The sequence below is a fragment of the Sphingomonas baiyangensis genome, assembly GCF_005144715.1.
In the GTDB taxonomy this organism is placed as follows: domain Bacteria; phylum Pseudomonadota; class Alphaproteobacteria; order Sphingomonadales; family Sphingomonadaceae; genus Sphingomonas; species Sphingomonas baiyangensis.
In genome coordinates, this window is the sequence record NZ_SWKR01000002.1 from 1,119,129 (window position 1) to 1,131,836 (window position 12,708).

At 68.8% G+C, this 12,708-nt stretch carries 14 protein-coding genes; 11 read left to right on the forward strand and 3 right to left on the reverse strand.

Annotated elements, in window-relative coordinates:
• Positions 1-8: 8 nt before the first annotated feature.
• The 9 genes from FBR43_RS08610 to FBR43_RS08650 all read left to right on the forward strand — a co-directional run bounded on the left by FBR43_RS08610 (position 9) and on the right by FBR43_RS08650 (position 7,607).
• The gene (locus FBR43_RS08610) at positions 9-1,532 is read left to right on the forward strand and encodes a sensor histidine kinase (RefSeq protein WP_136944106.1); all 1,524 of its coding nucleotides are present in this window, start codon (positions 9-11) and stop codon (positions 1,530-1,532) included.
• Positions 1,529-1,963, forward strand: a complete 435-nt coding sequence (locus FBR43_RS08615; protein WP_136942767.1) for an HPr kinase/phosphorylase — start codon at positions 1,529-1,531, stop codon at positions 1,961-1,963. The genes FBR43_RS08610 and FBR43_RS08615 overlap by 4 nt, the downstream gene beginning before the upstream one ends.
• Positions 1,960-2,880 (forward strand): RNase adapter RapZ, encoded by a 921-nt coding sequence (gene rapZ, locus FBR43_RS08620; protein WP_136942768.1) that lies wholly within the window; start codon positions 1,960-1,962, stop codon positions 2,878-2,880. The genes FBR43_RS08615 and rapZ overlap by 4 nt, the downstream gene beginning before the upstream one ends.
• A gap of 22 nt (positions 2,881-2,902) precedes the next feature.
• Complete coding sequence (locus FBR43_RS08625; RefSeq protein ID WP_136942769.1) at positions 2,903-3,310, forward strand: PTS sugar transporter subunit IIA; 408 nt, start codon at positions 2,903-2,905, stop codon at positions 3,308-3,310.
• A complete protein-coding gene (locus tag FBR43_RS08630) occupies positions 3,307-3,579 on the forward strand; it encodes an HPr family phosphocarrier protein (RefSeq protein ID WP_136942770.1) in 273 nt (90 codons plus the stop codon). Before FBR43_RS08625 ends, FBR43_RS08630 begins: the two co-directional genes overlap by 4 nt.
• Before the next feature lies 1 nt (position 3,580).
• Positions 3,581-4,384, forward strand: coding sequence for a TrmH family RNA methyltransferase (locus FBR43_RS08635; protein ID WP_136942771.1), 804 nt, complete (start codon positions 3,581-3,583; stop codon positions 4,382-4,384).
• 84 nt (positions 4,385-4,468) lie between these two features.
• Positions 4,469-5,026 carry a CHAP domain-containing protein gene (locus FBR43_RS08640; protein ID WP_136944107.1) on the forward strand — a complete coding sequence of 186 codons (558 nt, stop codon included), beginning with the start codon at positions 4,469-4,471 and terminating at the stop codon, positions 5,024-5,026.
• A gap of 39 nt (positions 5,027-5,065) precedes the next feature.
• Positions 5,066-6,412, forward strand: coding sequence for a hypothetical protein (locus tag FBR43_RS08645; protein ID WP_136942772.1), 1,347 nt, complete (start codon positions 5,066-5,068; stop codon positions 6,410-6,412).
• A 19-nt stretch (positions 6,413-6,431) separates the two neighbouring features.
• Positions 6,432-7,607 carry a vWA domain-containing protein gene (locus FBR43_RS08650; protein WP_136942773.1) on the forward strand — a complete coding sequence of 392 codons (1,176 nt, stop codon included), beginning with the start codon at positions 6,432-6,434 and terminating at the stop codon, positions 7,605-7,607.
• 9 nt (positions 7,608-7,616) lie between these two features.
• On the opposite strand, the gene FBR43_RS08655 is transcribed toward FBR43_RS08650, so the two are convergent.
• Positions 7,617-7,910, reverse strand: a complete 294-nt coding sequence (locus tag FBR43_RS08655; protein WP_136942774.1) for an Hpt domain-containing protein — start codon at positions 7,908-7,910, stop codon at positions 7,617-7,619.
• Between the two features lie 75 nt (positions 7,911-7,985).
• Here FBR43_RS08655 and FBR43_RS08660 point away from each other — a divergent pair, with 75 nt between their 5' ends.
• On the forward strand, positions 7,986-10,274 hold the full coding sequence (locus FBR43_RS08660; protein ID WP_136942775.1) for a coiled-coil domain-containing protein: 2,289 nt from the start codon (positions 7,986-7,988) through the stop codon (positions 10,272-10,274).
• Between the two features lie 34 nt (positions 10,275-10,308).
• Positions 10,309-10,758 carry a GyrI-like domain-containing protein gene (locus tag FBR43_RS08665; RefSeq protein ID WP_169542555.1) on the forward strand — a complete coding sequence of 150 codons (450 nt, stop codon included), beginning with the start codon at positions 10,309-10,311 and terminating at the stop codon, positions 10,756-10,758.
• A gap of 9 nt (positions 10,759-10,767) precedes the next feature.
• Here FBR43_RS08665 and FBR43_RS08670 read toward each other — a convergent pair whose 3' ends face one another.
• The gene (locus FBR43_RS08670) at positions 10,768-11,040 is read right to left on the reverse strand and encodes a DUF1467 family protein (protein ID WP_136942777.1); all 273 of its coding nucleotides are present in this window, start codon (positions 11,038-11,040) and stop codon (positions 10,768-10,770) included.
• Positions 11,041-11,050: 10 nt separating this feature from the next.
• Positions 11,051-12,691: a ribonuclease J gene (locus FBR43_RS08675; protein WP_249276513.1), complete on the reverse strand. Its 1,641-nt coding sequence runs from the start codon at positions 12,689-12,691 to the stop codon at positions 11,051-11,053.
• Positions 12,692-12,708: the final 17 nt, after the last annotated feature.

Consider the following 12,708-nt stretch of genomic DNA (forward strand, 5'->3'; position numbering starts at 1 on the left):
CGGGCCGCATGTCGCTCACGCCGCGCATCCTGTTCGTCAACATATTCGCGCTGGCGCTGCTGGCGGGGGGCTTCTTCTACCTCGATTCCTATCGCGCGCGCGTCACCGATAATCGCATCGAGCAGGCGAGCCGCGAGGCGCGGCTGATCGCGCAGGCGCTGATGACGACGCGGATGAGCGACGAGGAAGCGCTGGTGACACGCCTCGCGCGGCAGACGGGCACGCGCATCCGCACTTTCGGCGTCGACGGCGCGCAGCGCAGCGACAGCCGCGCGCTGGGCGTCGCCAATTTTCGTCTCCGCGATCCCGACAAGGATCCGTGGGGACAGGAAGCCGCGCGCTTTCTCGACGCGGCGATCGACACCATCGTCGGCGCCCGCCGCGCGCCGCTCTATCGTGAGCGGCCCGCACGCAACGGCTATGCCTGGCCCGACGTGGCCGTCGCCTATCGCACGCACACCGCGCCGGCCACGCTGTGGCGCGCGCCCGATCGCACGCCCGTCATCACCGCCGCAGCGCCGCTGGGCGTGCGCGGCACGCTGCTCACCACGGTTAACGCGCGCGACATAACGCAGGTGGTGCGCGCCGAACGCTGGCGGCTGGGTGTGGTGCTGGCGATCGTGTCGCTGGTGTCGGTCCTGTTCTCGCTGTTCCTCGCGCGCACCATCGTGCGGCCGCTGCGCCGGCTGGCACGCGCCGCGGTGCGCGTGCGCCTGGGTCGCGCGCGCGAGGTGGTGGTGCCGCGCCTGCCTTCGCGCCGCGACGAGATAGGCCTCTTGGCGCGCGCGGTATCCGACATGACGCAGGCGCTGCGCGTGCGCATCGACGCTACCGAGGCCTTCGCCGCCGACGTGACGCATGAATTGAAAAACCCGCTCGCCTCGCTGCGATCGGCGGTCGACGGGCTGGGCACCGTGCGCGATCCGGCGTTGCAGGCACAGTTGCTGGCGATCGTGCGCGACGATGTGCGCAGGCTCGATCGGCTCATCACCGACATATCCGAAGCCTCTCGCCTCGACGCGCAACTGAGCCGAGCGCAGTTCGAGCCGGTCGATCTGGTCGCGATGCTGGCGGCGCTCGCCGATTCGGCGGCGCGACGCCCCGATGCGCGCGGCGTTCGCGTGACGCTCGCGGCTGATTCACAGGTTGCCCCCGCATTCGGGGAAGGCGCGCGACTCGAGCGCGTCTTCGCCAATCTCATCGACAATGCGCATTCCTTTTCGCCCGATAATTCGACGATCGCTGTCTCGATCGCGCAGCGCGGCGCCTGGGTGGTGGTGCGCGTCGCCGATCAGGGTCCGGGCGTGCCCGAGGAAGCCCGCGACGCGATCTTCCGGCGTTTCCATTCGCTGCGGCCCGAGGGCGAAGCGTTCGGCGAGCATTCGGGGCTGGGCCTTGCCATCGCGCGCACGATTGTCGAAGGCCATGGCGGTACGATCGAGGTCGAATCGCGCGGTGCCGGCGAAACCGGCGCGTGCTTCGTCGTGCGGCTCCCCGCCGCCGATCGCGATGCGGCGCAGGAGCAGCCATGAACGAGTTGTCGTCGGAGACGCTGCACGCATCGTGCGTGGCGATCGACGGGCGCGCGGTGCTGATCGAGGGCCGCTCGGGCGCGGGCAAGTCGGACCTGGCGCTGCGCCTCATCGATCGCGGCGCGATACTGGTGAGTGACGACTATACGCTGCTGACGCGGCGCGACGGCCGCCTGTGGGCGACGGCACCCGAGCGCCTGCGCGGGCGTATCGAGATACGCGGGATCGGCATCGTCGACATGCCCTGCGTGGCCGACGTCGCGGTGGCGGCGCTGGTGGTGATCGAAGACGCGCCCGAGCGAATGCCGCTTCCCGCTGCACGCCGCATCGCCGGCGTCGAGATACCGCAATTCGCGCTTGCCGCGCTCGAGCCATCGGCGCCGATAAAGGTCGAACTCGTTGCACGCCGCGTAAAGGTCGATCGCGCATGAGCACGCCGCCGCGCCCGCGCAACATCCTGCTCGTCACGGGCATGTCGGGCGCGGGCAAGTCGACGGTGCTGCGCACGCTCGAGGATCTTGGTTGGGAAGTCGTCGACAATCTGCCGCTGCTGCTGCTCGACCGGCTGCTCGCCACTGCGCTGCCCGAAGGCGAGAGCGAGGATCGGCCCCTGGCGCTCGGTATCGGCACGCGCACGCGCGCGTTCGATCCCGAGCGGATCGTGCGGCGCATCAGGCTGCTGCGCGCCGAGCATGGCCACGATATCGGCACGCTGTTTCTCGATTGCTCGGGCGGCGAGCTCGAACGGCGCTATTCGGAGACGCGCCGCCGGCATCCGCTGGCGGTCGATCGCCCGGCCAGCGACGGCATCGCGCGCGAACGCGACTTGCTGGCGCCGCTACGGCGCTGGGCGAACCGGCTGATCGACACCAGCACGCTGTCCGCCAACGCGCTGGCGCAGGAAGTGCGCGCCAGCTTCTCGGGTCCGGGGCTCGGCGAGCCGGTGCTCACCATCCAGTCGTTCGGCTATGCGCGCGGGCTGCCGCGCGGCGCCGACATGGTGTTCGACATGCGCTTCCTGCGCAATCCCCACTGGGTGGACGCGCTGCGCCCCGGCACCGGACGCGACGCTGCGGTGAGTGCCTATGTCATGGGCGACCCGGCCTATGCCGAGGCCTTTGCTGGCATCGCACATCTGCTCGAGCTGCTGATTCCGAGGTTTCGGGCCGAAGGAAAATCCTATGTCACGGTGGCGTTCGGCTGTACCGGCGGGAGACATCGATCGGTGCACGTAGCCGAGGCCATGGCGGCAAGGTTGCGCGAAGCGGGATTTTCGCCCACGGTAAAGCATCGCGACCTGGGCTCGGCACCGCAGGACTCGCTCGAAGGCAAGCCGGTCGCGCATTGATGATGATGGAAGACATATTCGCATGATCGGCTTGGTACTCGTGACCCACGGGCGGCTCGCCGAGGAGTTCGTCGTCGCGATGGAGCATGTCGTGGGCCGGCAGGATGCGATCGCCACGATCGCGATCGGCCCCGACGACGACATGGAGGAGCGCCGCGGCGACATTGCCCGCGCCGTAGCCGATGTCGATGCAGGGCGCGGCGTGATCGTGCTGACCGATCTGTTCGGCGGCACGCCGTCGAACCTCGCCATTTCGCTGATGGAGACCGGGCGGATCGAGGTGATCGCCGGCATCAACCTGCCGATGCTCATCCGGCTGGGCGGCGCACGCAAGGCCATGAAGGTGACCGAGGCGGTGGCCGCCGCGCGCGAGGCGGGGCGCAAATACATCACCGTCGCATCCGAAGTGCTGGGCGAGGCCGCGGCTTGAGCACGGTCAGCCGCACCGTTCAGGTGTCGAACAAGCGCGGCCTGCATGCCCGCGCCAGCGCGAAGTTCGTGACGCTCGCCAGCACCCAGCCGACCGAGGTGACGGTAGAAAAGGACGGCTCGCGCGTCACCGGCACGTCGATCATGGGATTGATGATGCTGGGTGCGGCAATGGGCGACCACATCACCATCAGCGCCGATGGCGATCATGCGGCCGCCGCCGTCGCCGCGCTGTGCGCGCTCGTCGAGGATCGCTTCGGCGAGGACTGACATGCCGCGCGCGATTACCGCTTTCTCGAACCCGCTGGTGAAGTCGGTGCGGCTGCTGCGCGACAAGCGCCATCGTCGCGATCAGCGCCGCTTCCTCGCCGAGGGCCTGCGCATCCTGACCGAAGCGCGCGAGGCGGGGCGGCTTCCGCAGGCGATGTTCTTCGCCGCCGACAGCGCCAGCCATCCGCTCGTCGCAGCGCTGATCGAGGCGACCGAAGCCGCAGGCGGCGACGCGATCGAGACGACGCCCGACATCCTTTCCAAGCTTTCGGGCAAGGACAATCCGGGCAGCGTGATCGGCGTCTATGCCGAGTTCGAAACCGCGCTCGACGCGGTCGACCGTACCGCCGCACCACTGTGGCTGGCAGCCGAGCGGCTGCGCGATCCGGGCAATCTGGGCACCATCCTGCGCACCGCCGACGCCGTGGGCGCGGGGGGGCTGTTCCTGATCGACGATTGCGTCGATCCCTTCTCGGTCGAGGCGGTACGCGCGAGCATGGGGGCGCTGTTCACCGTGCCGATCATCCGCGCCCGGTGGGACGACTTTCTTGCCTGGCTTCGAACGGGTTCGGGCGATCTGGTGGCGCTCAGCCTCGACGCATCGGTCGACTACCGCGCGCCCGCCTATCGCGCGCCAACCTTCCTGCTGACGGGCAACGAGGCGCAGGGCCTGCCGCCCGACTATGCCGCCGCCTGCGACGTGCGCGTGCGCATTCCGATGCTCGGCAAGGCCGACAGTCTCAATGCCGCGATCGCCACCGCGGTGATGGCCTATACCGTGCTCGACCGTCAGCAGCCGCTTTAAACCCCAAATTAACCAGCCTCGCCAACAGGATGCTTACGCCGGTTGCGCCAGCGTGTCGCGCACGGGCGAACGGGAGCGTTGCGTATGCGGTGGTGGGTGGCGCTGATCGGTGCGGCGATGATGGTGCCCGCGCATGCCGCCCCTGCCCGCGCCTCGGTGCTCGATTATGTCGGCGAATGCGTGCCCTTCGCGCGGATGGTATCGGGCATCCAGATCTGGGGCGACGCCTGGACGTGGTGGCAGCAAGCCAGCGGCAAATACGAACGCGGATCGCAGCCACGCGTCGGCGCGGTGCTCGTGTTCCAGAAGACCGGCCAGCTCCGCCTCGGCCATGTCGCGGTGGTCAGTCGCATCATCGAGGATCGCGTGGTGATGGTGACGCACGCCAACTGGTCGCGCATCGGCGGCAAGCGCGGCGCCGCCGAGCAGGACGTGACCCTGTTCGACGTATCCGAAGCGGGCGACTGGAGCCGCGTCAAGGTGTGGTATCGCGACAATCAGGGACTTGGCGGCAGCACCTATCCCGTCCATGGCTTCATCTACGGCAAGGGCGGCAAGGCGCCGCCCGCGCGCACGCTCGCCGAACTGTCGAGCCCGGCGCCCGATTATGTCGGATCGCTCATCGACGCCTATGCGCGCTGACCTAATCGCTTTTTAACCATGCGGGCGCATAGCCCGGATGTGCGCCTGCCCCGCCCTGCCCTGTTCGCGATCGCGGCGCTGACGCTGCTCGGGCTCGCGCTGCGCATCCTGGCTGCGCGCGGCGGGCTGTGGCTCGACGAAGCGTGGTCGGCCATCTTCGCGCGCGATGCGGGCGATGCGTTGCACGTCCTGCTCGCGGTTCGCCACGACAACAACCACATCCTCAACACGCTGTGGCTGCAACTCGTCGGATGGAACGCGCCGCCGCTCGCGCAGCGAGCATTGTCGGTCGCGAGCGGCACCGCGGCGATCCCGCTTGCGGCCTTCCTGCTCGCGCGGCGCGGCACGGCGCCGGCGATCATCGCCGCCACCGGCTTTGCGCTGTCGCCGCTGCTCGTCACCTATGGTTCCGAAGCGCGCGGCTATGCACCGATGCTGCTCGGACTGCTGGCGGCCATCGCCATCGTCGATCGGTGGCTCATAAGGCCTGCAACCCCGCCGCCCGCCGCGCCGCTTGCGCTGGCCATCGGCCTCGGTGCGCTGGCGCACCTGACCATTGCGTTCGGCTATGTGGCGATCGCCGGCTGGGTGATGTGGCACCGCAAACGCGAAGCGCTGCGCCTGATGGCGCCCGCGGGCATCGCGCTCATTGGAGTCGCTACGCTGCTGCTTGGCGGCGGCGACCTGGCAGTCGGCGCCTATCAGCCGTTCGCGCTGGCTCATTGGTACGATGGCATCGGCGAGCTGGTCCGTTTCCTGCTCGGCGCGCCCGAACGCTCGAAGGCAGCGCTGCCGCCGCTTGCCGCCGCGCTGGTGGCGGCATGGGCAATCTTCGTGCGCGATCGGCTGGCGGCGCATCATCTGCTCGCGATTCTCGCCTTTCCGATCGCGGTCGCGCTGATCCAGCTCGGCAACAGCGGCGCCCCGCGCTATTTCCTCGTCGCGGGCATGGCCATGCTGCTGCTGCTCGCCGATGCGATCGGGCGGCTCTGGGCGCGGGGCGGCGTCATGCGCGTGGCCGCCTGCGTGGCGCTCATGGCTTTCGCCGTCGGCAGCCTCGCCACCGATCTTGCACTCATCGAGAACCGGCGCGGCGACCCGGCCAAGGCGATCGACGCCATCGTGCAGCGATCGCCGAACGGCGCCCGCATCATGATCGATCACCCGCGCGATGCCGCCGTCGTCGAAATCGCCGCCGCGCAGGCGGGCGCGCGACTGGCAATCGATACCGGTCGCTGCGCCGACTATCTGTTCCTGAGTCGCGACGGCAGCGATCCGTTGCCCAGGGCGCCCGTGCGCTGCGGCGCGCGCTACCGGCCGATCGTCACCGGCCATACGACAGGGCTTTCGGGCAATCACTGGCGGCTCTACTTGCGCGACGGCTGAGCCTTGGCCAGATGGAGCAATGTTCCACGGCTTCATCGACGCGCTGCGCGCTGCCGGCATCCCCGCCAGCCTGAAGGAGCATCTGGTATTGCTCGAGGCGCTCGATCGCGACGTGATCGAGACGACGCCCGAGGCGTTCTATTTCCTCGCCCGCGCGACCTTCGTGAAGGACGAGGCGCTGCTCGACCGGTTCGACCAGGTGTTCGGCCAGGTGTTTCGCGGCATCGACACGCCGACGGCACAATCGGCTGCGATCCCCGAGGATTGGCTGCGCGCGATCGCCGAGAAATATCTGACGCCCGAGGAGATGGCGAAGATCGAATCGCTCGGCAGCTGGGACGAGATCATGGAGACGCTCAAGCAGCGGCTCGCCGAGCAGAAGGGTCGCCACGAAGGCGGCAGCAAGTGGATCGGCACCGGCGGCACCAGCCCCTATGGCAATGGCGACTATAATCCCGAGGGCGTGCGCATCGGCGGCGAATCGCGGCACAAGCGCGCGATCAAGGTCTGGGAACAGCGCGCCTTCCGCAATCTCGACGACAGTCGCGAGCTGGGCACGCGCAACATCAAGGTGGCGCTGCGCCGTCTGCGCCGCTTCGCGCGCGAGGGTGCGGCCGACGAGCTCGACCTCGACGCCACGATCGAGGGCACCGCACGCCAGGGTTGGCTCGACCTGCGGTTGCGCCCCGAGCGGCACAATGCCGTCAAGATGCTGCTGCTGCTCGACGTCGGCGGATCGATGGACCCGTTCGTCACGGCGTGCGAGGAGCTGTTCTCGGCGGCACGCAGCGAGTTCAAGAATCTTGAATTCTTCTATTTCCACAACTGCCCCTATGAAGGGCTGTGGAAGGACAATCGCCGGCGGCACGCCGAGCGCACGCCGACCTGGGACGTGCTGCACCGCTTCGGGCACGACTGGAAGCTGGTGTTCGTCGGCGACGCATCGATGAGCCCGTACGAGATCACGCATCCGGGCGGCTCGGTCGAGCATTTCAACGAGGAAGCCGGCGCCGTCTGGATGCAGCGGCTGGTCAACACCTATCCCAACGCCGCGTGGCTCAACCCGGTGCCGCGCGAGCATTGGGGGTATTCGCAATCGATCCGGATCATCGGCGAATTGATGAAGGACCGGATGTATCCGCTGACGCTCTCGGGGCTCGATCAGGCGATGCGCGAGCTGGCGCGCAAGGCATGAGCAGCGCGGCTAGAGCCGCTCGACCGCGCGTTTGATCTTGCGCAGCGTCGTCGGATCGCCGGCGGGCATGTCGGCCGCCTGCGTCGCCAGCGCCATCAGCCGGACCGCGCCGAAGCTCGCCGCCAGTCCCTTGAGCCGCCACGCGGCGGCGCGCCACTGGTCGCTGCCCTCGGCAAGCGTGAGCGCGGCGAGCGCGCGCTTCGACGAATCGAGGAACGCCTCGCGCAGTTCGGCGATCAGCGCGGGCTCGTCGCCCACCGCTGCTGCAAGAGTCGCATCGATTGCGCCGGGATCATAGGCCATGCGCGCAGCCTAGCGCCGCGAGGGTTAAGCGATGGTTTCGCTATCCAAGCGCCGGAATCATGGTAAGCAAACGTCATGAACGGGGGTTCGCGCATCATCGATCTGCGTCACGGTTCGGCCGATGACGTTCCCGAGGCCATCGCGCCGCAGGCATGGGCCGAGCCCGACTATGACGAGGATGATCCGCCGGCACCGCCCACGCCCGCCAACGGCTGGATCGCGCCGGCGCTCGCCGCGGCTGCCTTCCTCGGCTGGCTGGGCTTTGCGGTCTGGGTGCTGCTTCCCGTCGGTTTCGGCGCGGGATTGCTGCCGGTGGCGATGATCCAGCTGATCGCGGCGCTTTGCGTGCCGCCAGTGCTGATCGGCATCCTGTGGCTGGTGGCGCGCGGCGGTAGCCGTGCCGAGGCAGCGCGCTTCGCGCGGACATCGGCGGCGATGCGCAACGACGCTGCCGAGCTTGAGGTGCGCATCGCCGCCCTCGCCGACCGGATCGAGGCGAATCGCGCGCTGCTCAACGAACAGGCGCACGCGCTGATCGCCGCAGGCGAGGAGACGAGCGAACGCTTGTCGGGCGCGAGCAACGCGATGGTGAGCGACGTCGCGTCGGTCCACGCCGCCGCGCGGACGCTCGGCGATTCGTCCGATGCGGCGGGCAAGCGGCTGGCGGTGCTGCTGGCGCAGATGCCGCGCGCCAATGGCGAGATCCAGTCGATGGCTGCGACGCTCGACCAGCTCGGGCTGGCGAGCGGCGAGAAGGTATCGGCGCTCGACGCGCAGCTGGCGATGCTCGCCGAACGCGCGCGCGTTGCCGACGATGTGACGGGCGCCGCCGCGCAGCGCTTGGCCGCGCATATCGCGCGCATGGAAGCAACGAGCGAGAGCGCCGGCGCGCGGCTCGAGGCGGTGACCGAACAGACCTCGCAAGCCGTCGACGCCGTGCTCGATCGCGCGGCGCAGGCGATCGACGAAGCCCGTCGCGGCATCGCGGCCCAGGGCGACGCGCTGGCGGCGATGCTGCGTGGCAACCAGTCGGCGCTCGACGAGGCGGCGCGCGAGAACATGACGGCGCTTGCCGGTCGCCTGGCGACGATCGACGAGGCGATCACGCGTATCGCAGAGACGCTCGATCACGAGCGCGGCCAGGCCGATGCGCTGTTCGAAACGCTCGACGCCAATGTCGCCGCCGCCACCGCGCGGCTCGACCTGCTGCACGAAACGGGCACGCAGCGCGCGGGCGCGCTCGCCCAGTCGGTCGCGGCGGTCACCGCCAATCTCGACGGCATGGCCGAGGCGATGCGCCATGGCGATGCTACCGGACAGACGACGATCGCCACTGCCGAGACTCTAATGACGGCACTCGACGCGGCGGTGCGCGAGATCGACGAGACGCTGCCCGGCGCGCTCGAACGGCTCGATGCGCGCGTCGGCGAAAGCCGCGCGATCGTGGCGGCGGCCAAACCCGAACTGCTCTCGCTCGTTACCGCGGCCGAAAGCACGCACGACGCGATCGAGGCGATCAACCAGACCGTGCATGCCCAGCGCGACACGCTAACGGCGCTCTCGGCGGCGCTGGTCGAGGCGCTCGGCACGGGCTCGCAGCGCATCGCCACGATCGAAACCGACATCGACGGCGCTATCGCGCGCAGCCGCGACTTCGCCGATGAAAGCGCACCCGCGCTGCTCGCGGCGATCGCAGCTATCCGCACCGCGGCGACCGATGCTGCCGATCACGCGCGCACCGCGCTCGATGCAGTCGTTCCGGCGGCGGCCGATCGCCTGCACGCGGCTTCCGCCGACGCGCTTGCCCGCGCGATCGACGGTGCGGTCGCGCAGCAGATGGTGCGGCTGACCGAGGCGACCGAAGATGCCGTCGCTGCCGCACAGCGCGCGTCCGAACGTGTCGGCCAGCAGATGCACCTGATCGCCGAGGCAAGCGCGCGGATCGAGACGCGCATCGAACAGGCCGAAGCCGCGCGCGAACATGCCGAGCATGAGAGCTTCGGTCGCCGTGTCTCGCTGCTGATCGAAGCGCTCAATTCGGCCTCGATTGACATCGCCAAGGCACTCTCGAGCGATGTGTCCGACAGCGCCTGGGCCGCCTATCTCAAGGGCGATCGCGGCGTGTTCACGCGCCGCGCGGTACGCCTCATCGAGCCCGGCCAGCTGCGCGAGATCGCGCATCTCTACGACGCCGACGACGCGTTCCGCGAGCAGGTGAACCGCTACATCCACGATTTCGAGGCGATGCTTCGGCAGGTGCTGGCACAGCGCGACGGGTCGCCGCTCGGCGTGACGTTGCTGTCGTCGGACAATGGCAAGCTGTACGTCGCGCTTGCCCAGGCTATCGAGCGGCTGCGGGCCTGACGCGCGGATGTTCGCCGGTCGATCTACCCGCATCGTGGAAGGCCGCGCGCTTCGCCTGGCCGGGATCGCGGCGCAGTTCACGCCCGATCGCGCCGCTGCCACCGTGCCGGCGCTCTGGTCGCGCATGATGGCGATCTCGACGCTCCCCGACCAGATCAGCGAAGTCGGCTACGGGGTGCGCGAACGTCGCGGTCGTGGGTCCGATACGAGCATCGCCTATACCGCCGCGGTCGAGGTCGCCTCGCACCATCGCCACGCCGAGGGCGTACATCGTATCGACCTGCCGCCGGCGCGCTATCTGGTGATCGAAGGGTTCGAGCATATCGCGCAATTGCGCGAGCTATGGGGACGGCTCGAGCAGGCCGGCCCACCCGATGGCCTGCAACATGCCGCCACCCCCAGTTTCGAGCGGTTCGGCGAACGGTTCGATCCCGTGGGCGGTCGCGGGCCGATGGCGATCTGGCTCGCGGTGCTCACCGGCTGACGTGCCGCTCTACCGTCGCGGCGGGGCGGCCCAGTCGAGCGCGTCGGCGGTAATCCAGCCGAACACGTAATTAAGGTAGAACAGCCCGAACAGCACCGCCGAGACGATCGTCGTCCAGAGCGCCACATTGGCCAGCGGGAAGCGATGCGGCGCGCTTTCGGCCTGGCCGGGCACCAGTTCGGCGCCTGCTTCGCCGCTGGTCCGCGCATGGAACGGCAGGACGAAGAAGAGGCTGAGGAACCAGAACAGGAAATAGATCGCCAGCGCCGACTGGAACCGCATCGCCTTAGCCCTATCCCTCGATCAGCAGCACGTCGACCACGGGCTTCTTTCCCGTCCAGCGCGTCGCGACGCGGCGGGCCGCGAGGCGGATGGCCTCGCGCAGCTTCTCGGCATCGCGGCTGCCGCCCCTGATCGCCTCGGCAACGTTGCTCGCGACCTCGGCCAGAAACGGCTCACGATCTTCCTCTACCGGGATGCCCTGCAGGCGCACCTGCGGGCTGCCGATCATCCGACCGCCCTTGCCAAGCGCCACCGCGACCGACATCTGGCCATAGGCGGCAATCCGGCGGCGCTCGTTGATCGTGCCGCCGTCCGACGGGAGGATGACGTCGCCGTCGAGCACCAGGCGGCCCACCGTCGCGAAGCCGATGCGCTTGGGACCGTCGGGCGCCAGACGCAGCACCTCGCCATCCTTGTGGACGATCGACTGCGGCACGCCCTGCGTCAGCGCGAAGCGCGCATGTTCGGCGAGGTGCCGCACCTCGCCATGCACCGGCACGACGATCTCGGGGCGGATCCAGCGATACATCTCGGCCAGTTCGGGGCGACCCGGATGACCCGAGACATGCACATGTGCCTGCCGATCGGTGATCGTCTCGATCCCCTTTTCGGCGAGCTGGTTCATGATCTTGCCGATCGCCACTTCGTTGCCGGGAATCTGCTTCGAGGAGAAGATCACGCGGTCGCCCGCCTCGAGCTTGATCGGGTGGCTGCCATCGGCAATGCGGCCGAGTGCGGCGCGCGGCTCGCCCTGCCCGCCGGTGCCGACGATGAGCACCTCGCCGCGCGGAAGCCGCATCGCGGTTTCGAAATCGACCGTCTCGGGAAAGTCCTTGAGATACCCCGTCGCGCGCGCCACCTTGAGGATACGGTCGAGCGAACGACCCGCGACGCACAGCGTGCGCCCGGTATCGCGCGCGCAATCGCCGAGCGTTTTGAGCCGCGCGGCGTTCGACGCGAAGGTGGTGACGAGCACGCGGCGGCCGGCGGCTTCCTCGATCGCTTTGTCGAGCCCCGCGCGGACATCGGCCTCGGAACCCGAGCGCTCGTCGTTGAAGACGTTGGTCGAATCGCACACCAGCGCGAGCACGCCCTTGTCGCCGATCGCCGCGAGTTCCTCGCCGGTCGACGGCGTGCCGATCTGCGGCGCCTCGTCGAGCTTCCAGTCGCCGGTGTGGAACACGCGGCCATAGGGCGTGGCGATCGCCAAAGCATTGCCCTCGGGGATCGAGTGCGCCAGCGGCACGAAATCGACATCGAACGGGCCGAGCTTCACGTTGCCGCCGACTTCGACGATGCGCAGCGTCACCTGATCGGCGACGCCTTCCTCCTCGAGCTTGCCGCGAATGAGGCCGGCGGTGAACGGTGTGGCATAGATCGGCACGTCGAGATCGGCGGCCAGATAGGGCAGCGCGCCGATATGATCCTCATGCCCATGCGTGATGACGATGCCGAGCAGATCGTCGATCCGGTCCTCGATGAAGGTGAGATCAGGCAGGATCACGTCGATGCCCGGATAGGCGGGATCCGCGAAGGTGATGCCGCAATCGACCATCAGCCACTTGCCGTCGGCGCCGTAGAGATTGACGTTCATGCCGATCTCGCCCGAGCCGCCCAGCGCCACGAACAGCAGTTCTTTTCCTGGAGTCACTTGTTTCCTAACAGATC

Excerpts from the sequence above, each read along its gene's own strand:
- FBR43_RS08625 (WP_136942769.1), top strand. The coding sequence starts at position 2,903 with ATGATCGGCTTGGTACTCGTGACCCACGGGCGGCTCGCCGAGGAGTTC.
- FBR43_RS08655 (WP_136942774.1), bottom strand. The coding sequence starts at position 7,910 with ATGGCCTATGATCCCGGCGCAATCGATGCGACTCTTGCAGCAGCGGTG.
- FBR43_RS08635 (WP_136942771.1), top strand. The coding sequence starts at position 3,581 with ATGCCGCGCGCGATTACCGCTTTCTCGAACCCGCTGGTGAAGTCGGTG.
- FBR43_RS08640 (WP_136944107.1), top strand. The coding sequence starts at position 4,469 with ATGCGGTGGTGGGTGGCGCTGATCGGTGCGGCGATGATGGTGCCCGCG.
- rapZ (WP_136942768.1), top strand. The coding sequence starts at position 1,960 with ATGAGCACGCCGCCGCGCCCGCGCAACATCCTGCTCGTCACGGGCATG.
- FBR43_RS08610 (WP_136944106.1), top strand. The coding sequence starts at position 9 with ATGTCGCTCACGCCGCGCATCCTGTTCGTCAACATATTCGCGCTGGCG.
- FBR43_RS08615 (WP_136942767.1), top strand. The coding sequence starts at position 1,529 with ATGAACGAGTTGTCGTCGGAGACGCTGCACGCATCGTGCGTGGCGATC.
- FBR43_RS08660 (WP_136942775.1), top strand. The coding sequence starts at position 7,986 with ATGAACGGGGGTTCGCGCATCATCGATCTGCGTCACGGTTCGGCCGAT.
- FBR43_RS08670 (WP_136942777.1), bottom strand. The coding sequence starts at position 11,040 with ATGCGGTTCCAGTCGGCGCTGGCGATCTATTTCCTGTTCTGGTTCCTC.
- FBR43_RS08650 (WP_136942773.1), top strand. The coding sequence starts at position 6,432 with ATGTTCCACGGCTTCATCGACGCGCTGCGCGCTGCCGGCATCCCCGCC.